Here is a 21648-nt window from a genome sequence, read left to right on the forward strand (position 1 = left end):
GGTGGTCACCGCCTCCGGCGGCCCGTTCCGCGGCCCGCCCGGCGTGGAGGCCGGGCGGCGCGCTCGTGTCAGTGGCTGCGGGGGCGGCTCAGAGGGTGCCGCTGTCCGCGATGGTGATCTTCGCGGCGGGGCGGCCGCTCTGCGAGCCGAGGGCCTCGATCTTCCGGACCAGCTCCATGCCGGCCTCGTCGTCGACCTCGCCGAAGACCACGTGCTTGCCGTCCAGCCACGACGTCACGATCGTCGTGATGAAGAACTGCGAGCCGTTCGAGTTCGGACCGGCGTTGGCCATGGAGAGCAGGCCGGGCTTGGAGTGCGTGAGCTTGAAGTTCTCGTCGGGGAACTTGGCGCCGTAGATGCTCTTGCCGCCCGTGCCGTCGCCGCGGGTGAAGTCGCCGCCCTGGAGCATGAAATCGGGGATGATCCGGTGGAAGGACGACCCCTTGTAGCCGAAGCCCTCCTCGCCGGTCGCGAGCTTCCGGAAGTTCTCCGCCGTCTTCGGGACGACGTCGTCGAACAGCTTGAAGGTGATCCGCCCGGCGGGCTCGTCGTTGATGGTGATGTCGAAATAAACCTTGCTCGTCATGGATCCATCCTGACATCGAGGCGTTCGCGGCCGACGGCCGGGCGGGTATTTCGCGCTCCCGCTCCGGGGCCGCGCCGGCGGCGCGCCCCCACGTAGCCTCTCTTCCGTGCCAGCCTCCCGTCTCAGCCGCGTCGCCGTCCTCGTGCTCGAGGGCGCCAAGCCCCTCGACGTCGGAATCCCCGCGCAGGTCTTCTCGACCCGCGCGAGCATGCCGTACGAGGTACGGGTGTGCGGGGCGGCCCCGGGGCTGGTGACCGGCGGCGACGGCCTGTCGTACGGCGTGACCCACGGCCTCGACGCGCTGGCGTGGGCCGACCTCGTCTTCGTGCCCGGCTACCGGTTCCCGGACCGCGAGGACCCGCCCCGGGCGGTCCTCGACGCGCTGATCACCGCTCACGCCCGGGGTGCGCGGCTCGCCGCCATCTCGACGGGCGCCTTCGCGCTCGCCGCCACGGGCCTGCTCGACGGCAGGCGTGCCACGACGCACTGGCACTACACGCGGGCGCTGGCGGCGCGGCATCCGCTCGTCCGGGTCGACGAGAACGTCCTCTTCGTCGACGAGGGCACCGTGCTGACCTCGGCCGGCGCCGCCTCGGGCATCGACCTGTGCCTGCACATCCTGCGCGGCGACCTCGGCGTGGCCGCGTCGAACCACGCGGCCCGGCGCCTGGTCGCGGCTCCGTACCGCAGTGGCGGCCAGGCCCAGTACGTGCCGCGCAGCCTGCCCGAGCCGCTCGGCGAGCGGTTCGCCGCCACCCGGGAATGGGCGCTGCACCGGCTCGGCCACCCCCTCACCCTGGAGGCGCTCGCGCGGCACGCGGCGGTGTCGCCCCGCACGTTCTCGCGGCGCTTCGTCGAGGACACCGGATACACGCCGATGCAGTGGGTGATGCGGGCCCGCCTCGACCTGGCCCGCGAGCTGCTGGAGCGTTCGGAGCGGAGCGTCGAACAGATCGCCACCGACGTCGGTCTCGGCACCGGCGCCAATCTGCGGCTGCACTTCCAGCGGATCCTGGGCACCACACCGAGCGAGTACCGGCGCACCTTCACCCGGGGCGAGTAGCCGCGGCTGCATGGCGAGATCCTTGTGAACCGTGGCAATCGTGCCGCTGTCGCGTGCGCGCGCGGCGCGCGAGATTGGGTGGCGAACGAAGGGACACCATTCATGACTCGCATCGCCATCAACGGATTCGGCCGCATCGGGCGCAACGTGCTGCGCGCACTGCTGGAGCGCGACACCGACCTCGAGATCGTCGCCGTCAACGACCTCACCGAGCCCACCGCGCTGGCCCGGCTGCTGGCCTACGACTCGACGTCCGGCCGCCTCGGCCGCCCGGTGACCGTCGACGGGGACGTCCTGGTCGTCGACGGGCGCCGCATCAAGGTGCTGGCCGAGCGCGAGCCGGCGCGGCTGCCCTGGGCCGAGCTCGGCGTCGACATCGTCCTGGAGGCCACCGGCCGCTTCACCGCGGCTAAGGACGCCCGCGTCCACCTCGACGCGGGTGCGAAGAAGGTCCTGGTCAGCGCCCCGTCCGACGGTGCCGACGTCACGCTCGCGTTCGGGGTCAACACCGACGCCTACGACGCCGACGTGCACACCGTCGTCTCGAACGCCTCCTGCACCACCAACGCGCTCGCCCCGCTGGCCGCGGTGCTCGACGGGCTCGCCGGCATCGAGCACGGCTTCATGACGACGGTGCACGCCTACACGCAGGAGCAGAACCTGCAGGACGGCCCGCACCGCGACCCCCGCCGGGCCCGTGCCGCCGGTGTCAACATCGTGCCGACCACGACGGGCGCCGCCAAGGCGATCGGCCTCGTGCTGCCGAACCTCGACGGCAAGCTGTCGGGCGACTCCATCCGTGTCCCGGTCCCGGTGGGCTCGATCGTCGAGCTCAACACGACCGTCGCCCGCGAGGTGACCCGCGACGAGGTGCTGGCCGCGTACCGGACCGCCGCCGAGGGTCCGCTCGCCGGTGTGCTCGAGTACTCGGACGACCCGCTCGTGTCGTCCGACATCACGGGCAACCCGGCGTCGTCGATCTTCGACTCGGCCCTCACCCGCGTCGACGGCCGCCACGTCAAGGTGGTCGCCTGGTACGACAACGAGTGGGGCTTCTCCAACCGCGTGATCGACACGCTCCAGCTCCTCGCGGGCTGACCGGACGCCGGAGCAGGACCCCACCCCCGTACGACGTCACCCCTGCGGATCTTTGCATAAAAGTGCAGCGTTGCGTATAGTCATGCCATCGACGAGGAGGTTTCGATGGTGGTACGCGCAGCGGTGGCAGGGGCGAGCGGATACGCCGGTGGGGAACTGCTCCGCCTTCTGCTGGCCCACCCCCGGGTCGAGATCGGGGCGCTCACGGCCAACTCCAACGCGGGGCAGCGGCTCGGCGCCCTCCAGCCGCATCTGCGGCCGCTCGCCGACCGGGTGCTCCGGCCGACCACCCCCGAGGTCCTCGCCGGGCACGACGTGGTCTTCCTCGCGCTCCCGCACGGCCAGTCCGCCGCCGTCGCCGAACAACTCGGCGACGACGTGCTGGTCGTGGACATGGGGGCCGACTTCCGGCTCAGGGACGCCGGGGACTGGGAGCGGTTCTACGGCTCCCCGCACGCCGGGACGTGGCCCTACGGCCTGCCCGAGCTCCCCGGCGGCCGCCCGGCGCTCGCCGGCACCAAGCGGATCGCGGTGCCCGGCTGCTACCCGACCGCCGTCTCGCTCGCCCTCTTCCCGGCGTACGCGGCCCAGCTCGCCGAGCCGGAGGCCGTGATCGTCGCCGCCTCCGGCACCTCCGGGGCGGGCAAGGCGGCCAAGCCGCACCTGCTCGGCTCCGAGGTGATGGGCAACATGTCCCCGTACGGGGTCGGCGGCGCCCACCGGCACACCCCCGAGATGATCCAGAACCTCGGCGCCGCGGCCGGCCGGCCGGTCACCGTCTCCTTCACGCCGACCCTGGCGCCGATGCCCCGCGGCATCCTCGCCACCTGCAGCGCGAAGGCGAAGCCCGGGGTGAGCGCCGAAGCCGTCCGCGAGGTGTACGAGAAGGCCTTCGCCGACGAACCCTTCGTGGACCTGCTTCCCGAGGGGCAGTGTCCCGCCACGGCGGCCGTCCAGGGTTCCAACGCCGTACAGATCCAGGTTGCCCTCGATGCGGCCGCGGGCCGGATCATCGCGATCAGCGCCATCGACAACCTCACCAAGGGCACCGCCGGCGGCGCCCTGCAGAGCATGAACATCGCCCTCGGACTGCCCGAGGAGACGGGCCTTTCCACGATCGGCCTCGCTCCGTGAGCGACGAGGGCACGACCACCGGTACGGGGATGACCACGAACGCCGCGCCGATGCGCCGCGCGGCCGCAGCAGCGAACGAGGAGATGCAGTGAGCGTCACGGCAGCACAGGGCTTCTCCGCGGCGGGCATCGCCGCGGGAATCAAGGCGAGCGGCAACCCGGACCTGGCCCTGGTGGTCAACCACGGTCCGCGCCGCGCCGCCGCGGGCGTCTTCACCTCCAACCGCGTCAAGGCCGCCCCCGTCCTCTGGTCGGAGCAGGTCCTCAAGGGCGGCGAGGTCACCGCCGTCGTCCTCAACTCCGGCGGTGCCAACGCCTGTACGGGCCCGAAGGGCTTCCAGGACACCCACGCCACCGCGGAGAAGGCCGCCGAGGTCCTCACCGGCCACAACGCCGGCGAGATCGCGGTCGCCTCGACCGGGCTGATCGGCACGCTCCTCCCGATGGACAAGCTGCTGCCCGGCATCGAGCAGGCCGCCGCCGCCCTCAGCGAGCACGGCGGCGAGAAGGCCGCCATCGCGATCAAGACCACCGACACCGTCCACAAGACCGCCGTCGCGGGCGGCGAGGGCTGGACCGTCGGCGGCATGGCCAAGGGCGCGGGCATGCTCGCCCCCGGCCTCGCCACCATGCTGGTCGTCCTCACCACCGACGCCGACATCGACGCCGCCGGACTCGACTCCGCGCTGCGCGCCGCCACCCGCACCACCTTCGACCGGGTCGACTCCGACGGCTGCATGTCGACCAACGACACCGTGCTGCTGCTGGCCTCCGGGGCGAGCGGAATCACCCCGGAGCAGGGCGAGTTCGCCGAGGCCGTACGGGCCGTCTGCGCGGACCTGGCCCGCCAGCTGATCGGTGACGCCGAGGGCGCCTCCAAGGACATCCGGATCGAGGTCGTCAACGCCGCGACCGAGGACGACGCCGTCGAGGTGGGCCGCTCCATCGCCCGCAACAACCTCCTCAAGTGCGCCATCCACGGCGAGGACCCCAACTGGGGCCGGGTGCTCTCCGCGATCGGCACGACGAAGGCCGCCTTCGAGCCCGACCAGCTGAACGTCGCCATCAACGGCGTCTGGGTCTGCAAGAACGGCGGCGTCGGCGAGGACCGCGACCTGGTCGACATGCGCTACCGGGAGGTCGCGATCACCGCCGACCTCGCCGCCGGCACCGAGTCCGCCGTCATCTGGGCCAACGACCTCACCGCGGACTACGTCCACGAGAACAGCGCGTACAGCTCATGAGCGCCACACGGAAGCACACCGCACTCCCGAAGGCCCAGATCCTCATCGAAGCGCTGCCCTGGCTGACCCGGCACAACGGCAAGACCGTCGTCATCAAGTTCGGCGGCAACGCCATGGTCGACGAGGAGCTGAAGGCGGCCTTCGCCCAGGACGTGGTCTTCCTGCGCCAGGCCGGTCTCAAGCCCGTCGTCGTGCACGGCGGCGGACCGCAGATCAGCGCCCAGCTCGACAAGCAGGGCCTGGTCAGCGAGTTCAAGGCCGGGCTGCGCGTCACCACGCCCGAGGCGATGGACGTCGTACGGATGGTGCTGGCCGGACAGGTCCAGCGCGAGCTCGTCGGGCTGCTCAACCAGCACGGGCCGCTCGCCGTAGGCATCACCGGCGAGGACGCCCACACGATCACCGCCACCCGGCACCGGCCGACCATCGACGGCGAGCTCGTCGACATCGGCCGGGTCGGCGAGATCACGGCCATCGACACCGGGGCGATCCGGGCGCTGCTGGACGACGGCCGCATCCCGGTCGTCTCCTCCATCGCCCGCTCCGCCGACGACGACCACGTCTACAACGTCAACGCCGACACCGCGGCCGCGGCGCTCGCCGCCGCGCTGGACGCCGAGACGCTGATGGTCCTCACCGACGTCGAGGGCCTCTACGAGGACTGGCCGAACAGCGACGACGTGATCAGCCGCCTCACCGCCACCGAGCTGGAGAAGCTGCTGCCCGAGCTCTCCAGCGGCATGGTGCCCAAGATGCAGGGCTGCCTGCACGCCGTACGCAACGGCGTCGAGACCGCCCGGGTGATCGACGGCCGGGTCCAGCACTCGATCCTGCTGGAGATCTTCACCGACGAAGGAATCGGCACGATGGTCGTGCCCGACGCGCAGGGGGAGTCATGAGCAACCAGGACCTCGCGAAGCGCTGGAGCCACGCGCTGATGGACAACTACGGGACGCCGCAGCTGTCCCTGGTCCGCGGCGAGGGCGCCCGGGTCTGGGACGCCGACGGCACCGAGTACCTCGACTTCGTCGGCGGTATCGCGGTGAACGCGCTGGGCCACGCCCACCCCGCCGTCGTCGGGGCGGTATCCGCCCAGATCGCCTCCCTCGGCCACGTCTCCAACCTCTTCGTCGCCGAACAGCCCGTCGCCCTCGCCGAACGGCTGCTCCAGCTCTTCGGCCGCGACGGCCGGGTCTACTTCTCCAACTCCGGCGCCGAGGCCAACGAGGCCGCCTTCAAGATCGGGCGGCTGACCGGGCGTACCCACATGGTCGCCACCGACGGCGCTTTCCACGGCCGGACCATGGGCGCGCTCGCACTCACCGGCCAGCCCGCCAAGCGCGACCCGTTCCTCCCGCTGCCCGGCGACGTCACCCACGTCCCGTACGGCGACGCGCAGGCGCTGCGGGCCGCAGTCACCACCGACACCGCACTGGTGATCATCGAGCCCATCCAGGGCGAGAACGGTGTGGTCGTGCCGCCCGCCGGATATCTGGAGGCCGCCCGGGAGATCACCCGGGCCACCGGCACCCTGCTCGTCCTCGACGAGGTGCAGACCGGCATCGGCCGCTGCGGCCGGTGGTTCGAGCACCAGGCCCACCAGGGTGTCGAGCCCGATGTCGTCACCCTCGCCAAGGGCCTGGGCGGCGGGCTGCCGATCGGCGCGACGGTGGCCTTCGGCCCGGCGGCGGAGCTGCTGAGGCCGGGCCAGCACGGTACGACCTTCGGCGGCAACCCGGTGGCCTGCGCGGCCGGGCTCGCCGTCCTGGACACCCTGGCCGCCGACGGAGCCCTGGACCGGATCGGGCGGACCGGCGAGAGGATCCGCGCCGGAGTGGAGGCCCTCGGGCACCCACTGGTCTCCCACGTCCGCGGCGCCGGACTGCTGCTGGGTATCGTGCTCACCGAGCCGCTCGCGCCCCAGGCGCAACGGGCGGCCCAGGGAGCCGGAATCCTGGTGAACGCGCCCGCCCCCGACGTCCTGCGGCTGATGCCGCCGCTGATCATCGGCGAGACGGAGGCGGACGCGTTGCTCGGGGCGCTGCCCGGCATCCTCGACACGGCACGAGCAGCGCGGACCGCGTAGACGGCGCGGACGGCACAAGGGGACGGACGATCCGGAGAATGAGGCGACGACGATGACCGAGGCGCAGGAAACCGAGCACGGCGGACCGTCCGTGCCGCAGACCCGCACCGCACGCCACCGCCGGATCGTGGACATCCTGAACCGGCAGCCGGTGCGCTCGCAGAGCCAGCTGGCCAAGCTGCTCGCCGACGACGGGCTGAGCGTCACCCAGGCGACGCTCTCCCGCGACCTGGACGAGCTGGGCGCGGTGAAGATCCGCAACACCGGCGGCGAACTGATCTACGCGGTGCCCAGCGAGGGCGGATTCCGCACCCCGCAGGCCCCGCTGGGCGGTTCGGCCAAGGAGGAGCGGATGCGGCGGCTCTCCGCCGAACTGCTCATCTCCGCGGAGGCCTCGGCCAACCTCGTGGTGCTGCGCACCCCGCCGGGCGCCGCCCAGTTCCTCGCCTCGGCCATCGACCAGGCCGAGCTGCACGACATCCTCGGCACCATCGCGGGCGACGACACCCTGATGCTGATCAGCCGGGACCCGGCGGGCGGCCAGGCGCTCGCCGACCACCTGCTGCGGCTGGCCCAGAACGAGCGCTGAGCCGCCCGGAGCCCGGCCGGTCAGTAGCGGGTGACCGCGGTCGGACCGGACCGGGTGCCGATCACGATGTGCGGGCGGCGGGCCGGGTCCGTCCAGCGCAGGATCCGGTCCATCGCGTCCGCGCCGACGGAGACGCAGCCGGCGGTCGCGCCGCGCCCGTTGACGTGGAGGAAGATCCCGGCGCCGCGTCCCCGCACCGGCCGCCGGTAGTTGAAGCCGATCACGAGCGCCCGGGCGTACTGCTTCCGGTAGGCGATCAGGTGCTCCGCCTCGCCGGCCCGGCAGTCCGCGGGGAGCGGTTCCACCCAGCGGTTGTAGGCCCGTGCCGCGTTGTCCTGGCACCACCACGAGCGGTCGTTGATCCGGCGGTAGGGGTGGACGGTGCCGGCCGGTGCGGGGCCGATCCCGAACGCGTACGGCAGGTCGTACAGGCCGGTGGGGGTGGTGTCGGTGCTCTGTTCGCGGGTCGCTCCCTCGGCCAGGCCCTTGGCGCCGAAGCGGGCCGGCGCGCTGCCTTCGCGCACCCAGGTGCCCCGGCGCAGGCTCCACCAGGTGACGGTGCCGGTGGTGGAGGCCTGGTCCGGGGCCTCGGCGGTGATCAGCTGGCTGCCGCCGCCGGTGTCGGCCAGCCGCAGCGGAAGCGGTGGTCCGGCGGCGGGCCGGGCCGCGACCGTGCCCGCCAGCGCGAGCAGTACCGAGAGGACGACCGGAGTTCTGCGCATGCCCGGAGGGTAGGCCCGCCGTACGCGCGGCGCACGCGGCTGTGCTCCGTACGGCTCAGTGCTGCCGCGCCGCCTCCCGGTCGGCCGGGGGCAGCGGGGGCAACGGGAGCGGCAGCCCGGGCAGTCCGTCGATGCTGGTGGCGATGTGCTCCTTCTTCTCGAAGTACGCGCCGAGCGAGGCGTCGTCCTCGCGGGCGAAGCGCTTCGCGTGCAGCGGCCGGTCCTCGTCGTACGACATGAACGGCACCGCGTAGCCGCAGGTGTCCCGGATCAGTTCGGCGTGCACCACGATGACGGCGCGCAGCCCGTGGAGGGCCGGGTCCACGTCCGGGAAGTGGGCGAGCAGGGGGCCGAACCGCGGATCGTCCCGGAAGACCGGCTCGCCGCGGCCGTGCACCCGCACGATGTTCGGCGGCCCCTGGAAGGCGCACCACATCAGCGTGATCCGGCCGTTCTCCCGCAGGTGGGCGACGGTCTCCGCGTTGCTTCCGGCGAAGTCCAGGTAGGCCACGGTCCGTTCGTCGACGACGGCGAACGAACCGCTGACGCCCTTGGGCGAGAGGTTGACCGTGCCCTCGCCGTCCAGCGGCGCCGTCGCGGTGAAGAAGATGTGCTGTTCCTCGATGAAGGTTCTGAGCCGTCCGTCTATGCGCTCGTATGTTTTCCCCATGGTGGCCATTGTCCGCGCCGGGGCCGTCCGCCGCGGGGTTTTGCGGCTGGTGGGACGCCGGTGTGCGGGGCGTGGCCGGCGCACTCCAGCTTTGACAAAAAATACAGAGCTCTGCATAGTTATGCCCATCGGCGACCCCGTCGAAGAGCGCGGCGAAGCGTGACCTCGCCCGAGCCCCGGCAGTTACGTCACCGCCTCCCGGCCGCGCGCACGGGGAGGCGGTCGCACGCACCACCCACCACCTGTTCTTCCGAGGAGCACGCAGTGAGCAACGGCAACGGCACCAGCGATGTACGCCTCTGGGGCGCCCGCTTCGCCGACGGTCCGGCCGAGGCGCTGGCCAGGCTGTCCGCCTCCGTCCACTTCGACTGGCGGCTCGCGCCGTACGACATCGCCGGCTCCCGCGCCCACGCGCGCGTCCTGAACGCGGCGGGCCTGCTCACCGAGGACGAGCTGATCCGCATGCTCGACGGCCTCGACCGGCTCGAGGAGGACGTCGCCGACGGCTCCTTCACCGGCACCATCGCCGACGAGGACGTCCACACCGCCCTGGAGCGCGGGCTGCTGGAGCGCCTGGGCCCCGACCTCGGCGGCAAGCTGCGGGCCGGGCGCTCGCGCAACGACCAGATCGCCACGCTCTTCCGGATGTACCTGCGCGACCACGCCCGGATCATCGGCGGCCTGATCGCCGACCTCCAGGTCGCCCTGGTCAACCTCGCGGAGGCGCACGGGGACGTCGCCATGCCCGGCCGTACGCATCTCCAGCACGCCCAGCCGGTGCTCTTCGCGCACCACGTCCTCGCCCACGTCCAGGCGCTGTCCCGGGACGCCGAGCGGCTGCGCGAGTGGGACCGGCGGACCGCCGTCTCGCCGTACGGCTCCGGCGCCCTGGCCGGTTCGTCCCTCGGTCTGGACCCGGAGGCGGTCGCCGCCGACCTCGGCTTCGGGCGCGGCTCCGTCGGCAACTCCATCGACGGAACGGCCTCCCGCGACTTCGTCGCCGAGTTCGCCTTCATCACCGCGATGATCGGCGTGAATCTCTCCCGCATCGCCGAGGAGGTCATCATCTGGAACACGAAGGAGTTCTCCTTCGTCACCCTGGACGACGCCTTCTCCACCGGCTCCTCGATCATGCCGCAGAAGAAGAACCCGGACATCGCCGAGCTGGCGCGCGGCAAGTCCGGCCGCCTGATCGGCAACCTGACCGGCCTGATGGCCACGCTGAAGGCCCTCCCGCTCGCGTACAACCGCGACCTCCAGGAGGACAAGGAGCCGGTCTTCGACTCCTGCGACCAGCTGGAGGTCCTGCTGCCCGCCTTCACCGGAATGATGGCCACCCTCACCGTCAACCGCGCCCGCATGGAGGAACTGGCCCCGGCCGGTTTCTCGCTCGCCACCGACATCGCCGAATGGCTGGTCAAGCAGGGCGTGCCGTTCCGGGTCGCCCACGAGGTGGCCGGCGAGTGCGTCAAGGAGTGCGAGCGGCACGGCATCGAGCTCGACGAGCTGACCGACGAGCAGTTCGCCAAGATCTCCGAGCACCTCACCCCCGAGGTCCGCACGGTGCTGAACGTGCCCGGCGCGCTCGCCTCGCGCAACGGCCGCGGTGGGACGGCCCCGTCGGCCGTGGCCGTCCAGCTCGACGAGGTCAAGGCCGACCTCGTGATCCAGCAGGCCTGGGCCGTCGAGAAGCGCTGAGGCGCGCTCGGGGAGCGCCGGGGGCGTCACCGGAAGGCGGGGAGCGGCCGTACGCTCCCCGCCTTCCGGTTCGCGTGAGCTGGGTTACGTTGACGGGGGAGCGCACCCGATCGACGAGGAGCCCTGACGATGCCTTTCGCCCGGCTGGCCACAGCGACGACCCCGACCGCCCACATCGGGCTGGGCCTGGCCGCGGTCGGCAGGCCCGGCTACATCAACCTCCACCGCGACCGGGACCTGCCCGCCGACCGGAGCGTCGGGGCGATGCGCGCCCGCACCCACGAGCTGCTCGACGCCGCCTACGCGCAGGGCGTCCGCTATGTCGACGCCGCCCGCTCCTACGGCCGCTCGGAGGAGTTCCTGGCCGACTGGCTGCGGCTGCACCCCGAGGCCGGCGACCTCGTCATCGGCAGCAAGTGGGGCTATACGTACACGGCCGGCTGGAGCGTGGAGGCCGAGGACCACGAGGTGAAGGACCACGGCCTCACCACCTTCCTGCGCCAGCGGGCCGAGACCGACACACTGCTCGGCGACCGCCTCGACCTGTACCAGATCCATTCGGTGACCGCCGACAGCCCGGCCCTCACCGACAAGGAGCTGCACGCGCGGCTGGCCGCCCTCGCCGCGGAGGGGGTCAGCGTCGGCCTGTCCACCAGCGGGCCCGGCCAGGCCGAGGCGATCCGCGCCGCCCTCACCGTCACCGTCGACGGCGAACCCCTCTTCCGTACCGTCCAGGCCACCTACAACGCCCTGGAGACCTCCGCCGGGACCGCGCTCGCCGAGGCCCACGCCGCCGGGCTCACCGTGATCGTCAAGGAGGCCATGGCCAACGGACGGCTCGCCGGAACGCAGGCGCCCGCCGTGGTCCGGGAGATCGCCGCGGACGCGGGTCTCGGCAGTGACGCGGTGGCCCTGGCCTTCGTGCTGCACCAGCCCTGGGCCGGGGTGGTGCTCTCCGGCGCGGCCACCGTCGACCAGCTCGCCGGGAACCTGCACGCGCCCCTCGTCGACCTCGGCCCGGAGCGGCGCGCCCGGCTGGACGCGCTGGTGGAGGAGCCGGAGGCGTACTGGCGCCACCGCGCCGGACTGCGCTGGAACTGACGGCTGAACGAGACCCGCGGCGCCCATGTGAGACATCAATGTCTCACATGGGTTATGGTTGTCTCATGAGTCTTGATCGTGAGCAGGTGCTGCGCAGCGCCGCCGCTCTGCTGACCCGCAAGTCGACCGCCACCATGGACGAGGTCGCCAGAGCCGCAGGCATCGGCCGCGCCACCCTGCACCGGCACTTCGCCGGGCGCGACGCCCTGGTCAGGGCGCTCGAGGAGCTGGGCATCCGGGAGGTCGAAGCGGCCCTGGACGCCGCCGCGCTCGACGAGGGCCCGGCCGAGGACGCGCTGCGCCGCCTCGTCGCGGCCGTCGAGCCCAGCGCCGGGCTGCTCTCCTTCCTGGTCACCGAGAACCAGCTCTTCGAGGGCGACGCGGTCAACGAGGGCTGGAACCGCCTGGACGCCCGGGTCGCCGCCTTCTTCCGCAGCGGTCAGGAGCGCGGCGAATTCCGGATCGACCTCACCCCCGCCTGGCTGACCGAGGCGTTCTACGGCCTCGTCTCGTCCGGCGCCTGGGCCGTCCAGGCGGGCAGCGTCGCGAGCCAGGACTTCCAGTACATGATCACCGAGCTGATGCTCGGCGGAGCACGCCGGAGCGTGGAGAAATGAGCCTGACCGAACAGCGCGCCGGGACGACGGAGGAACTGCGCCCCGGACGGTGGATCGCGCTGGCCGTCCTCGTCCTGGCCGTGCTGCTCGTCGCGATCGACGCCACCGTCCTCGGACTGGCCACCCCCTTCCTCACCGAGGACCTCGAACCGACCGGCACCCAGCTGCTGTGGATCGGTGACGTCTACTCCTTCGTCATCGCCGGGCTGCTGGTCTCGATGGGCAGCCTCGGTGACCGCATCGGCCGCAAGAAGCTGTTGCTGAGCGGCGCGATCGCGTTCGGCGCGGTCTCCGCGCTCAACGCCTACGCGCACACCCCCGAGATGATGATCCTGGCGCGGGCGCTGCTCGGTGTCGCGGGCGCCACCCTGATGCCGTCCACGCTCGCCCTGATCCGCAACCTCTTCCACGACCCGCGCGAACGCAGCCTGGCCATCGGGATCTGGGGCGCGATGGCCTCGGCGGGCGCGGCCGTCGGACCCGTGGTCGGCGGTCTCCTGCTGGAGCACTTCTGGTGGGGCTCGGTCTTCCTGATCAACCTGCCGGTCATGGCGGTGCTCGTGGTCGTCGGCGCGAAGATGATCCCCGAGTCGAAGAACCCGGTCCCGGGCCCCTGGGACCTGATCAGCGTCGCGCTCTCCGTCATCGGCATGATCGGCATCGTCTACGCCGTCAAGGAACTGGCGGCGCACGGTCCGAGTACGGTGACGATCCTCGCCGGTGCCGCCGGCGTGGCCGCGCTCTGCTGGTTCGTACGCAGACAGCTCACGCTCCCCGCGCCGCTGCTGGACATGCGGCTCTTCCGCCACCGGGGTTTCTCGGGCGCGGTGGTGGCCGATCTGCTGACCATCCTGGGCCTGTCCGGGCTCGTCTTCTTCCTGTCCCAGTTCTTCCAGCTGGTGCAGGGACGCGGTCCGCTGGAGGCCGGGCTCGCCGAACTGCCCGCGGCGGTCGGTGCGGTGGCCGCCGGTCTGATCGCGGGCCGGGCGGCGCGCCGCTTCTCGGTCCGCTCGGTGGTCAGCGGTGGCCTCGCGGCGATCGGTCTGGCGCTCGCCGCCGTCACCGTGATCGACCAGCAGACCGCCTATCCGCTGATGGGCGCGGTGCTCCTCGTCGTCGGGGTGGGTGCGGGTTTCGCCTTCACCGTCACCTCCGACGTGATCCTCTCCAGCGTCCCGAAGGAACAGGCGGGCGCCGCGGGTGCCGTCTCGGAGACGGCGTACGAGCTCGGCGCGGCCCTCGGCATCGCCCTGCTCGGCTCCATCGTCACCGGCGTCTACCAGACCTTCGACACCCCGCGCGGCATCCCGGCGGCTCCCGCCGCCGCGGCCCACGAATCACTCGGCGGCGCGGTCGAGGCGTCCCACGGCCTGCCCGCCGGGCAGGCGGCCGACCTGGTCGCCGCGGCGCAGGACTCGTTCATCTCCGGCCTGCAACTGGCCGCGGGCGTCGGCGCGACGGTCCTCCTCGCGACCGCCGTGGCCGCCTGGTTCCTGCTGCGCGGCCAGAAGCTGGAAGACGGCGCCGGACAGCACTGACCCGGCACGGCGAAGGGCCCGCACCCCCTCGGGGTACGGGCCCTTCGCCGTGCCGTGCGGGCCGTCAGGCGGCCTTCGCCTTGGTGGCGTACATGTCGACGTACTCCTGACCGGACAGCCGCATCACCTCGGCCATCACGGAGTCGGTCACCGCCCGCAGCACATAGCGGTCGCGGTCCATGCCCTCGTACCGGGAGAACTCCATCGGCTCGCCGAAACGGACCGTCACCTTGCCCGGACGCGGCAGCCCCGCCCCGCCGGGCTGGAGCTTGTCCGTGCCGATCATCGCGAACGGCACCACCGGCGCCCCCGTCATCAGGGTCAGCCGGGCGATGCCCGTACGGCCCCGGTACAGCCGGCCGTCGGGGGAGCGGGTGCCCTCGGGGTAGATGGCGAACGCCTTGCCCTCCTCCAGCACCCGACGGCCCGTCATCAGCGCCGCGACCCCGCCGCGGCCGCCGTCCCGGTCCACCGGGATCATGCCGCAGCCGGTGAAGAACCAGGCCATCGCCCGGCCCTTGAGCCCCTTGCCCGTCACGTACTCGTCCTTGCCGATGTAGAACACCGGCCGGTCGCAGCAGATCGGCATGATCATCGAGTCGATGAACGTCAGATGGTTGCCCGCCAGGATCACCGGACCGTCCCCGGGGATGTTCTCCACGCCCTCCACCTGCGGGCGGAACATCAGGCGCAAGATCGGTCCGAGCACTGCCTTGATGAGTGCGTGTCGGGACAACGGTTCCTCCGGTGTAGCGGCCGGGCCGGCCGGGGCGCGGGATCATGACGGTCCATGCAGGTGAGGACGATACTCGCGGAAGCTCACTCTCCGCACACCGGGCTCACGGAGCGGATACCCGGCGTTGACACGAGTTCGCGCCATGTTCGCCCAGGTGCTGCCCCCGCGACGGCGACGCTGCCTACGCTCGGGCCCCGCCCGACAGGTGCCACACATCACACGCGAGGAGCATCCATGACTGAGCGCGCGCAGACGGGTCCCGGCCGCAGAACCATGCTGGGAGCGGGAGCCGCCGTACTGGGCACGGCCGCCCTCGGACTGAACGCCGGACCGGCCGCCGCCGACTCCGCGGCGAAGCCCGCGGCCCGGCCCGGAGGCCACGGCTTCCGCCTCGATCTGCCGGTCCCCACCGTCATCGGGCACCGGGGCACCAGCGGCTACCGCCCCGAGCACACCCTGGGCTCCTACCAGCTGGCCCTCGACATGGGCGCGCACGTCATCGAACAGGACCTGGTGCCGACCAGGGACGGCCACCTCGTCTGCCGCCACGAGAACGACATCACCGCCACCACCGACGTCGCCGACCACCCCGAGTTCGCCGGCCGCAGGACCACGAAGAAGGTCGACGGGGTCTCCCTCACCGGCTGGTTCACCGAGGACTTCACCCTCGCCGAGCTCAAGACGCTGCGGGCCAAGGAGCGCATCCCCGGCACCCGCCAGAAGAACACGCTCTACGACGGCCGCTGGGAGGTCCCCACCTTCGAGGAGGTGCTGCGCTGGGCCGACCGCGAGGGCCGCAGGCGCGGGAAGCCCGTCTGGCTGTACGTCGAGACCAAGCACCCCACCTACTTCCGCGGCCTCGGTCTCGGCCTCGAGGAGCCGCTCGCCAAGCTCCTGCGCCGCTACAACCGGCACCGCGAGCAGTCGCCGCTGATCCTCCAGTCCTTCGAGCCCGGCAGCATCCAGCGGCTCGCCCGGCTCGTCGGGACCCCGCGCGTCGTGCTGCTCTCCGGCGCGGGCGAACGCCCCTGGGACTTCGTCACCTCCGGCGACCCGCGCACCGTGGCGGACCTGGTGAAGCCCGAGGGGCTGAAGTGGATGGCCTCCTTCGCGCAGGGCATCGGCCCCACGCTGGACCTGGTCATCCCCAAGGACGCCGCCGGACGGCTCACCGCGCCGACCACCCTGGTGCGCGACGCGCACGCCCAGGGCCTGGTCCTGCACCCCTACACCATGCGCAACGAGAACACCTTCCTGCCCGCCGACTTCCGGCGCGGCACCGACCCCAACGCCTACGGCGACGCGTTCGGCGCGTTCAAGGCGTACTTCGCCACGGGGATCGACGGCATCTTCTCCGACAACCCGGACACCGCCCTGCTCGCCGCCGAGGACTTCACCACCGGGTGACACGGGCGTCAGCACCCGGCCGGGGCACGCCCCGGTCGGGTGATGCCCGCCCCGCACGGCAACCGACCGCCCGCCCGGGCGCGTCGGCCCGTGCATGACCCCTGCCGATGCCGTCCCCGCGGGCCCCGCGCCCGCCCCCGCGTCCGTCGTCCGCGCCCTGCTGCCCCTGGTGAGCGCCGAGGCCAGGGCCGAGGCCACCGCCTCGGCGACGGGCGCCGCGGTCGAACCCGCCGACCTCGAACAGGCCGTCTGGCTGCGGCTGCTGGAGCGGCTCGCCGGAGAGGGACCGCCGCCGGACCCGGCCGGCTGGGTGCGGAGCACCGTACGGGGCGAGGCCCGCCGGGCCCGCCGTACCGTCCGGCACGAACGGCCCTACCGGGACGACTCCGCCCCGGACCCCGGCGGCTGCCCCGAACGGCTCGCCCTCGGCGCCGCCGAACGCAGGGCGCTGCGCGCGGCGGTGGACCGGCTGCCAGGCCGCTGCGCCCGGCTCCTGGCCGCGTTGCTGGCGCCCAACGACCCCACCTACCGGGAAATCGCAGGAAAGTTGGGTATGTCACAGGGGAGTTTGGGTCCGATCCGTTCCCGCTGCCTTGGATGTCTGCGCAGAATGCTCGCGGCGGAGGTTGCGGCTCCTGAACTGCGGGGAAAGGGGCGTTAGACAACCGATGGATCAGGTGGGCGGAGGCATGCGCAGATGGGCATGAGCGTGATCATCTCGACGGCAACGGCACAGGACGCCGAAGAGATCCTGAAACTCCAGTACCTCTGCTTCCAGAGCGAGGCGGAGCTGTACGGGAACTACCGGATCGACCCGCTCGTCGAGAGCCTCGACTCGCTGCGCGCCGAGATCGCCACCGGCCTGGTCTTCGTGGCGCGCCTGGGCGACGACGTGGTCGGGACGGTCCGCGGGGCCGTCGGCGCGGACGGCGCGGGCGAGATCGCCCGGCTCGGCGTCCACCCCCGGCTCCAGGGCCACGGCCTCGGTGCCCGGCTGCTGCGGGCGGTGGAGAAGGGACTCGCCGACGAGCGGGAGACCACGCGTTTCCGGCTGCACACCGGCCACCGCAGCGAGGGCAACCTGCGGCTCTACCGCCGGGCCGGCTACGCCCCGGTGGGCAACGAGACCAGCCGCGACGGCGTGCTGATGATCCTGCTGGAGAAGGACGCCGGCCGGCCCGCGTACGTGGCCAGCGCCTGAGCCGTCACACCCGGCGGGCGCGGCGCAGCCAGATCATCCCGGTGACCGGCAGGATCACCGGGATGAACAGGTAGCCCATGCCGAACTCGGACCAGACGGTGGCGTCCGCGAACGCCGAGGGCTCCGCCATCGTCCAGGTCCCGACGACCAGCACGCCCAGCAGTTCCGCCGCGCAGCACACCAGCGCCGTCCGGCGGGCCTTCTCGCCGCCGCGCACCAGCGAGTACGTGATGAACCCGTACACGAGCGCGGCGACGGCCGAGAGGACGTAGGCCAGCGGCGCCCTGCCGAAGTCCAGGATCATCTGGACGATCGAGCGGGAGGCGGCCGCGACGGTGAACACCCCGTAGAACCAGACCAGTACCCGGCCGGGGCCGGTGCCGAGGTCGAAGGGCTGCTTCCCGGTGTCGTCGGTGGCCGGGGCGGCGGTGCGATCGGTGTCGGTCACGGTCAGTTTCCCCAGATGTCGTAGAGCCGTACCTCGAGGACGGCCAGCACGACCGCGCCCGCGGCCACCGTCACCGAGCCCCAGCGGGTCCGCTCGGTCAGCGACAGGAAACCGGCCGCGGGCACCGCGAGGAAGGACCCGATCAGATACGCGATGAAGATCGTCATGCCCTGCTCCGGCCGCTCGCCCCGGGACAGCTGCACGATGCCCACCACCAGCTGGGCCAGCGCCAGCAGGGAGACGACGGCCATCCCGATGAAGTGCCAGTCCTTGGTGGGCTGGTCCCGGTACGCGGCGAAGCCGCACCAGGCGGCGAGGGCGAGCGCGGACACGGCGACCGCGACCGTCAGGGCGACAAGCATGGAGTGAGGGTATTACGGACCAAACAACCCCCCGCGTGCGCCCCCGCCCGCCGGGCCCCGGCCCGGCCCCCGGCGCCGGTGCGCACCGTGGCCTTGACCACAGACCGGACGAGTCGACGGCCGCCCGAAGCGCCGGTCGCCGATGCCCCATACGGCATGTCTTCGCAGGTCACAGCCTTTCTGAGGGAGGATTGCGGCGGTGTCCCGGTCATCCCGGCCAAGCGTCCACGACTGTCCGCTATTCGGACAATAAGATCCGGCCGAGCATGACGTCTGTTTTACTTGGGCCCATGACCACGACGAGCGAACGCATCCTTGCGACCGAGGCGAACACGACGCCCGGTGCTCGTTGTATGTGTCGAATGCGCACCTTCTGAGGGCCCACGCCTGAGCCTCGCGCCCCGAAGCGAGCCCGAGCCCGAGCCGTCCGCACCCAGCGGAACGAGCCTGCCCCGACACCGCCGCCCGGTCCTCCCGCCGCGCCCGGCCGTGCCGGAGACCGTGCCCGGACGACCGAGCCCCACGTCCCAGCAGTCTCACCGGACGAATGCCCCGTGCCCGGCGGACACCGCGCCGCGCACTCGACAGTGACGGAAACCCTGTGATCACCACTTCGGGCCTCACGAAGGTCTACCAGTCGCGCGGCCGAGAGGTCACCGCCCTGGACGGCGTCGATCTGCACGTCCGCGAGGGCGAGGTGTACGGCGTCATCGGCCAGAGCGGCGCCGGTAAATCCTCCCTGATCCGCTGCGTCAACCTCCTGGAACGCCCCACCTCGGGCACCGTGACCGTGGACGGCCAGGACCTCACCGCACTCGCCGGACGCGGCCGCCGCGCGGGCCGGGAACTGCGCGAGGCCCGCAGCCGCATCGGCATGGTCTTCCAGCACTTCAACCTGCTGGCCTCCCGTACGGTCCAGGGCAACGTCGAACTCCCTCTGGAGATCCTCGGCGTCCCCGGCCGGGACCGCTCCCGCAAGGCCCTCGAACTCCTCGGCCTGGTCGGCCTCGCCGACAAGGCCAGGGCGTACCCCGGCCAGCTCTCCGGCGGCCAGAAGCAGCGCGTCGGCATCGCCCGCGCCCTCGCGGGCGACCCCAAGGTGCTGCTCTCCGACGAGGCGACCTCGGCCCTCGACCCCGAGACCACCCGTTCCATCCTCCAGCTGCTGCGCGACCTCGGTCAGCAGCTCGGCCTGACCGTCCTGCTCATCACGCACGAGATGGACGTCGTCAAGACCGTCTGCGACTCCGCCGCGCTGATGCGGAAGGGGCGCATCGTCGAGTCCGGCACCGTCCGTGAACTGCTCGCCACCCCCGGCTCCGCACTGGCCCAGGAACTGTTCCCCGTCGGCGGTGCGGGCTCCGGCCCCGAACACACCGTCGTCGACGTCACCTTCCACGGCGACGCGGCCGGACGGCCGGTGATCTCTCAGCTCTCCCGCACGTACAACATCGACATCTCGATCCTGGGCGCCGCGATGGACACCGTCGGCGGCCGCCAGGTCGGCCGGATGCGCATCGAGCTGCCCGGCCGCTTCGAGGAGAACGTCGTCCCGATCGGCTTCCTGCGCGAGCAGGGCCTCCAGGCGGACGTCGTTGAGAACACCGACGGCGCCGACCCCGCCGTCCCCGCACCGCTCAGCAAGGAGGTGGCGAAGTGACCTGGACCGACATGCAGCCGCTGCTCACCCAGGGAACCGTCGACACCCTCTACATGGTGCTGTGGGCCACCGTCGTCACCGTGCTCGTCGGGCTGCCGCTCGGGGTCCTGCTGGTCCTCACCGACAAGGGCGGGCTCCTCCAGAACACCCCGGTGAACAAGATCGTCGGCGTGATCGTGAACATCGGCCGCTCGCTGCCGTTCCTCATCCTGCTGATCGCCCTGATCCCCTTCACCACCTGGATCGTCGGCACCTTCATCGGCCCCACCGCGATGATCGTCCCGCTCTCCATCGGTGCTGTCCCGTTCTTCGCGCGGCTCGTCGAGACCGCCGTCCGCGAGGTCGACCACGGGCTCGTCGAGGCCGTCCAGTCGATGGGCGGCTCCATCCCGACGATCGTCCGCAAGGTCCTGCTGCCGCAGGCACTGCCCTCGCTCGTCTCCGCCGTCACCACCACCGTCATCGTCCTGATCGGCTACTCGGCGATGGCCGGAGCGGTGGGCGGCGAAGGGCTCGGCTCCAAGGCCGTCACCTACGGATACCTGCGCTTCGACAACCGCTTCATGCTCGTCACCGTCGCGCTGCTCATCGTCATCGTGACCGTGATCCAGCTGATCGGGGACGGCGTCGTACGCCTGCTCGCCCGCCGGGGCCGCAGCGTCTCCTGAGACCTCCCTCCGCTCACAAGCCCGCACTCCTTGTCCGGGCGCACCACCCTCACCACCAGAAAGAGGCACTTTTCGTGCGCAAGAACATCAAGATCGCCGCGGCTGCCGCCGCCACCGCCGCCATCGCCCTCGGCCTCACCGCCTGCGGCACCTCCTCGGACCCGGGCGCCAAGAACGACGGCGCCAAGGCCGACACCTCCAAGCCGCTCGTCGTCGCCGCGTCCCCGACGCCGCACGCCGACATCCTGGGCTTCGTCCAGAAGAACCTGGCGGAGAAGGCCGGGCTCAAGCTGGAGGTCAAGGAGTTCACGGACTACGTCCTGCCGAACACCGCCACCGAGACCGGCCAGGTCGACGCCAACTTCTTCCAGCACCAGCCGTACCTCGACGACTTCAACGCCAAGAAGAACACCCACCTCGTCTCCGTCGGCACCGTCCACCTCGAGCCCCTCGGCCTGTACTCCAACAAGGTCAAGGACCTGAAGGACATCAAGGCCGGCCAGACCATCGCCGTCCCCAACGACACCACCAACGAGGGCCGCGCCCTCCAGCTCCTCGCCGAGAACGGCCTCATCACCCTCAAGGACGGCGTCGGCTCCAGCGCCACTCTGAGCGACATCACCGACAAGAAGGGCCTGGAGTTCAAGGAGCTGGAGGCCGCCACCGTGCCCCGTGCCCTGAACGAGGTGGACGCCGCCGTCATCAACGGCAACTACGCCATCGAGGCCGACCTCAAGCCCGCCAAGGACGCCCTGGCCCTGGAGAAGGCCGACGGCAACCCGTACGCCAACATCGTCGTCGTGAAGAAGGGCAACGAGAAGGACGCCCGCGTCCAGAAGCTCGTGGAACTCCTGCACTCCGACGAGGTCAAGAAGTTCATCGAGGACACCTACCAGGGCTCGGTCGTCCCGGCCTTCGGTACCGCCGCCAAGTCCTGACCCCCGCACCGCACTTGCCCGACGAGCCCCGGCCGCCTCCAGGATGCGCAGCAGCAGGTGCGAGGCCCGGTCGAACGCGGCGT

23 protein-coding genes are annotated in these 21648 nt (G+C 71.8%); 17 read left to right on the forward strand and 6 right to left on the reverse strand.

Annotation, left to right across the window (positions count from 1 at the left end):
- Positions 1-88: 88 nt before the first annotated feature.
- Positions 89-586: a peptidylprolyl isomerase gene (locus tag ACFCV8_RS26830; RefSeq protein ID WP_376688017.1), complete on the reverse strand. Its 498-nt coding sequence runs from the start codon at positions 584-586 to the stop codon at positions 89-91.
- A 106-nt stretch (positions 587-692) separates the two neighbouring features.
- On the opposite strand from ACFCV8_RS26830, the gene ACFCV8_RS26835 reads away from it, so the two are divergent.
- From ACFCV8_RS26835 to ACFCV8_RS26865, 7 genes are all read left to right on the forward strand, one after another.
- A complete protein-coding gene (locus tag ACFCV8_RS26835; protein ID WP_376688018.1) occupies positions 693-1649 on the forward strand; it encodes a GlxA family transcriptional regulator in 957 nt (318 codons plus the stop codon).
- Positions 1650-1751: 102 nt separating this feature from the next.
- Positions 1752-2747, forward strand: coding sequence for a type I glyceraldehyde-3-phosphate dehydrogenase (gap, locus tag ACFCV8_RS26840; RefSeq protein WP_376688019.1), 996 nt, complete (start codon positions 1752-1754; stop codon positions 2745-2747).
- A gap of 105 nt (positions 2748-2852) precedes the next feature.
- Entirely contained in the window at positions 2853-3881 is a 1029-nt protein-coding gene (gene argC, locus ACFCV8_RS26845; protein ID WP_376688020.1) for an N-acetyl-gamma-glutamyl-phosphate reductase, read from the forward strand.
- Between the two features lie 88 nt (positions 3882-3969).
- A complete protein-coding gene (argJ, locus tag ACFCV8_RS26850) occupies positions 3970-5124 on the forward strand; it encodes a bifunctional glutamate N-acetyltransferase/amino-acid acetyltransferase ArgJ (RefSeq protein ID WP_376688021.1) in 1155 nt (384 codons plus the stop codon).
- The gene (gene argB / locus ACFCV8_RS26855; RefSeq protein WP_376688022.1) at positions 5121-6023 is read left to right on the forward strand and encodes an acetylglutamate kinase; all 903 of its coding nucleotides are present in this window, start codon (positions 5121-5123) and stop codon (positions 6021-6023) included. The genes argJ and argB overlap by 4 nt, the downstream gene beginning before the upstream one ends.
- Positions 6020-7210, forward strand: coding sequence for an acetylornithine transaminase (locus tag ACFCV8_RS26860; protein ID WP_376688023.1), 1191 nt, complete (start codon positions 6020-6022; stop codon positions 7208-7210). Before argB ends, ACFCV8_RS26860 begins: the two co-directional genes overlap by 4 nt.
- Before the next feature lie 52 nt (positions 7211-7262).
- Positions 7263-7799 (forward strand): arginine repressor, encoded by a 537-nt coding sequence (locus ACFCV8_RS26865; protein ID WP_093541137.1) that lies wholly within the window; start codon positions 7263-7265, stop codon positions 7797-7799.
- A gap of 20 nt (positions 7800-7819) precedes the next feature.
- On the opposite strand, the gene ACFCV8_RS26870 is transcribed toward ACFCV8_RS26865, so the two are convergent.
- Both ACFCV8_RS26870 and ACFCV8_RS26875 read right to left on the reverse strand, forming a co-directional pair.
- Complete coding sequence (locus ACFCV8_RS26870; protein ID WP_376688024.1) at positions 7820-8521, reverse strand: L,D-transpeptidase; 702 nt, start codon at positions 8519-8521, stop codon at positions 7820-7822.
- A gap of 55 nt (positions 8522-8576) precedes the next feature.
- A complete protein-coding gene (locus tag ACFCV8_RS26875; protein ID WP_376688025.1) occupies positions 8577-9191 on the reverse strand; it encodes a pyridoxamine 5'-phosphate oxidase family protein in 615 nt (204 codons plus the stop codon).
- A gap of 264 nt (positions 9192-9455) precedes the next feature.
- Here ACFCV8_RS26875 and argH point away from each other — a divergent pair, with 264 nt between their 5' ends.
- The 4 genes from argH (at position 9456) to ACFCV8_RS26895 (ending at position 14145) form a co-directional block, all read left to right on the forward strand.
- Complete coding sequence (gene argH, locus ACFCV8_RS26880) at positions 9456-10889, forward strand: argininosuccinate lyase (RefSeq protein ID WP_376688026.1); 1434 nt, start codon at positions 9456-9458, stop codon at positions 10887-10889.
- A gap of 129 nt (positions 10890-11018) precedes the next feature.
- Positions 11019-11990 (forward strand): aldo/keto reductase, encoded by a 972-nt coding sequence (locus ACFCV8_RS26885; RefSeq protein ID WP_376688027.1) that lies wholly within the window; start codon positions 11019-11021, stop codon positions 11988-11990.
- Positions 11991-12055: 65 nt separating this feature from the next.
- Complete coding sequence (locus ACFCV8_RS26890; protein WP_376688028.1) at positions 12056-12607, forward strand: TetR/AcrR family transcriptional regulator; 552 nt, start codon at positions 12056-12058, stop codon at positions 12605-12607.
- On the forward strand, positions 12604-14145 hold the full coding sequence (locus ACFCV8_RS26895) for an MFS transporter (protein WP_376688030.1): 1542 nt from the start codon (positions 12604-12606) through the stop codon (positions 14143-14145). The genes ACFCV8_RS26890 and ACFCV8_RS26895 overlap by 4 nt, the downstream gene beginning before the upstream one ends.
- A 64-nt stretch (positions 14146-14209) precedes the next feature.
- Here ACFCV8_RS26895 and ACFCV8_RS26900 read toward each other — a convergent pair whose 3' ends face one another.
- Positions 14210-14881, reverse strand: coding sequence for a 1-acyl-sn-glycerol-3-phosphate acyltransferase (locus ACFCV8_RS26900; RefSeq protein WP_124718788.1), 672 nt, complete (start codon positions 14879-14881; stop codon positions 14210-14212).
- A gap of 234 nt (positions 14882-15115) precedes the next feature.
- On the opposite strand from ACFCV8_RS26900, the gene ACFCV8_RS26905 reads away from it, so the two are divergent.
- The 3 genes from ACFCV8_RS26905 (at position 15116) to ACFCV8_RS26915 (ending at position 17489) form a co-directional block, all read left to right on the forward strand.
- On the forward strand, positions 15116-16288 hold the full coding sequence (locus tag ACFCV8_RS26905) for a glycerophosphodiester phosphodiesterase (RefSeq protein ID WP_376688031.1): 1173 nt from the start codon (positions 15116-15118) through the stop codon (positions 16286-16288).
- 94 nt (positions 16289-16382) lie between these two features.
- Entirely contained in the window at positions 16383-16949 is a 567-nt protein-coding gene (locus tag ACFCV8_RS26910; protein ID WP_376688032.1) for a sigma-70 family RNA polymerase sigma factor, read from the forward strand.
- Positions 16950-16985: 36 nt separating this feature from the next.
- Positions 16986-17489 (forward strand): GNAT family N-acetyltransferase, encoded by a 504-nt coding sequence (locus ACFCV8_RS26915; protein WP_376688033.1) that lies wholly within the window; start codon positions 16986-16988, stop codon positions 17487-17489.
- A 4-nt stretch (positions 17490-17493) separates the two neighbouring features.
- Here ACFCV8_RS26915 and ACFCV8_RS26920 read toward each other — a convergent pair whose 3' ends face one another.
- Positions 17494-17937 carry a hypothetical protein gene (locus ACFCV8_RS26920; protein ID WP_376688034.1) on the reverse strand — a complete coding sequence of 148 codons (444 nt, stop codon included), beginning with the start codon at positions 17935-17937 and terminating at the stop codon, positions 17494-17496.
- A 2-nt stretch (positions 17938-17939) separates the two neighbouring features.
- Positions 17940-18299 carry a hypothetical protein gene (locus tag ACFCV8_RS26925; RefSeq protein WP_376688035.1) on the reverse strand — a complete coding sequence of 120 codons (360 nt, stop codon included), beginning with the start codon at positions 18297-18299 and terminating at the stop codon, positions 17940-17942.
- A gap of 601 nt (positions 18300-18900) precedes the next feature.
- Here ACFCV8_RS26925 and ACFCV8_RS26930 point away from each other — a divergent pair.
- The 3 genes from ACFCV8_RS26930 (at position 18901) to ACFCV8_RS26940 (ending at position 21565) form a co-directional block, all read left to right on the forward strand.
- Positions 18901-19959, forward strand: a complete 1059-nt coding sequence (locus ACFCV8_RS26930; RefSeq protein WP_376688036.1) for a methionine ABC transporter ATP-binding protein — start codon at positions 18901-18903, stop codon at positions 19957-19959.
- Positions 19956-20627 carry a methionine ABC transporter permease gene (locus ACFCV8_RS26935; RefSeq protein ID WP_376688037.1) on the forward strand — a complete coding sequence of 224 codons (672 nt, stop codon included), beginning with the start codon at positions 19956-19958 and terminating at the stop codon, positions 20625-20627. The genes ACFCV8_RS26930 and ACFCV8_RS26935 overlap by 4 nt, the downstream gene beginning before the upstream one ends.
- A 74-nt stretch (positions 20628-20701) precedes the next feature.
- Complete coding sequence (locus ACFCV8_RS26940) at positions 20702-21565, forward strand: MetQ/NlpA family ABC transporter substrate-binding protein (protein ID WP_376688038.1); 864 nt, start codon at positions 20702-20704, stop codon at positions 21563-21565.
- The last annotated feature ends 83 nt before the right edge of the window (positions 21566-21648 follow it).

The sequence above is a fragment of the Streptomyces sp. NPDC056347 genome, from assembly GCF_042262625.1.
Classification (GTDB): domain Bacteria; phylum Actinomycetota; class Actinomycetes; order Streptomycetales; family Streptomycetaceae; genus Streptomyces.

What these genes read in the sequence shown, in the direction of transcription:
- ACFCV8_RS26860 (WP_376688023.1), top strand. Translation starts at nt 6,020, where the DNA reads ATGAGCAACCAGGACCTCGCGAAGCGCTGGAGCCACGCGCTGATGGAC.
- ACFCV8_RS26915 (WP_376688033.1), top strand. Translation starts at nt 16,986, where the DNA reads ATGGGCATGAGCGTGATCATCTCGACGGCAACGGCACAGGACGCCGAA.
- ACFCV8_RS26865 (WP_093541137.1), top strand. Translation starts at nt 7,263, where the DNA reads ATGACCGAGGCGCAGGAAACCGAGCACGGCGGACCGTCCGTGCCGCAG.
- ACFCV8_RS26870 (WP_376688024.1), bottom strand. Translation starts at nt 8,521, where the DNA reads ATGCGCAGAACTCCGGTCGTCCTCTCGGTACTGCTCGCGCTGGCGGGC.
- argB (WP_376688022.1), top strand. Translation starts at nt 5,121, where the DNA reads ATGAGCGCCACACGGAAGCACACCGCACTCCCGAAGGCCCAGATCCTC.
- ACFCV8_RS26910 (WP_376688032.1), top strand. Translation starts at nt 16,383, where the DNA reads ATGACCCCTGCCGATGCCGTCCCCGCGGGCCCCGCGCCCGCCCCCGCG.
- ACFCV8_RS26875 (WP_376688025.1), bottom strand. Translation starts at nt 9,191, where the DNA reads ATGGGGAAAACATACGAGCGCATAGACGGACGGCTCAGAACCTTCATC.
- ACFCV8_RS26895 (WP_376688030.1), top strand. Translation starts at nt 12,604, where the DNA reads ATGAGCCTGACCGAACAGCGCGCCGGGACGACGGAGGAACTGCGCCCC.
- ACFCV8_RS26885 (WP_376688027.1), top strand. Translation starts at nt 11,019, where the DNA reads ATGCCTTTCGCCCGGCTGGCCACAGCGACGACCCCGACCGCCCACATC.
- ACFCV8_RS26830 (WP_376688017.1), bottom strand. Translation starts at nt 586, where the DNA reads ATGACGAGCAAGGTTTATTTCGACATCACCATCAACGACGAGCCCGCC.
- ACFCV8_RS26905 (WP_376688031.1), top strand. Translation starts at nt 15,116, where the DNA reads ATGACTGAGCGCGCGCAGACGGGTCCCGGCCGCAGAACCATGCTGGGA.
- ACFCV8_RS26925 (WP_376688035.1), bottom strand. Translation starts at nt 18,299, where the DNA reads ATGCTTGTCGCCCTGACGGTCGCGGTCGCCGTGTCCGCGCTCGCCCTC.
- gap (WP_376688019.1), top strand. Translation starts at nt 1,752, where the DNA reads ATGACTCGCATCGCCATCAACGGATTCGGCCGCATCGGGCGCAACGTG.
- argC (WP_376688020.1), top strand. Translation starts at nt 2,853, where the DNA reads ATGGTGGTACGCGCAGCGGTGGCAGGGGCGAGCGGATACGCCGGTGGG.
- ACFCV8_RS26890 (WP_376688028.1), top strand. Translation starts at nt 12,056, where the DNA reads ATGAGTCTTGATCGTGAGCAGGTGCTGCGCAGCGCCGCCGCTCTGCTG.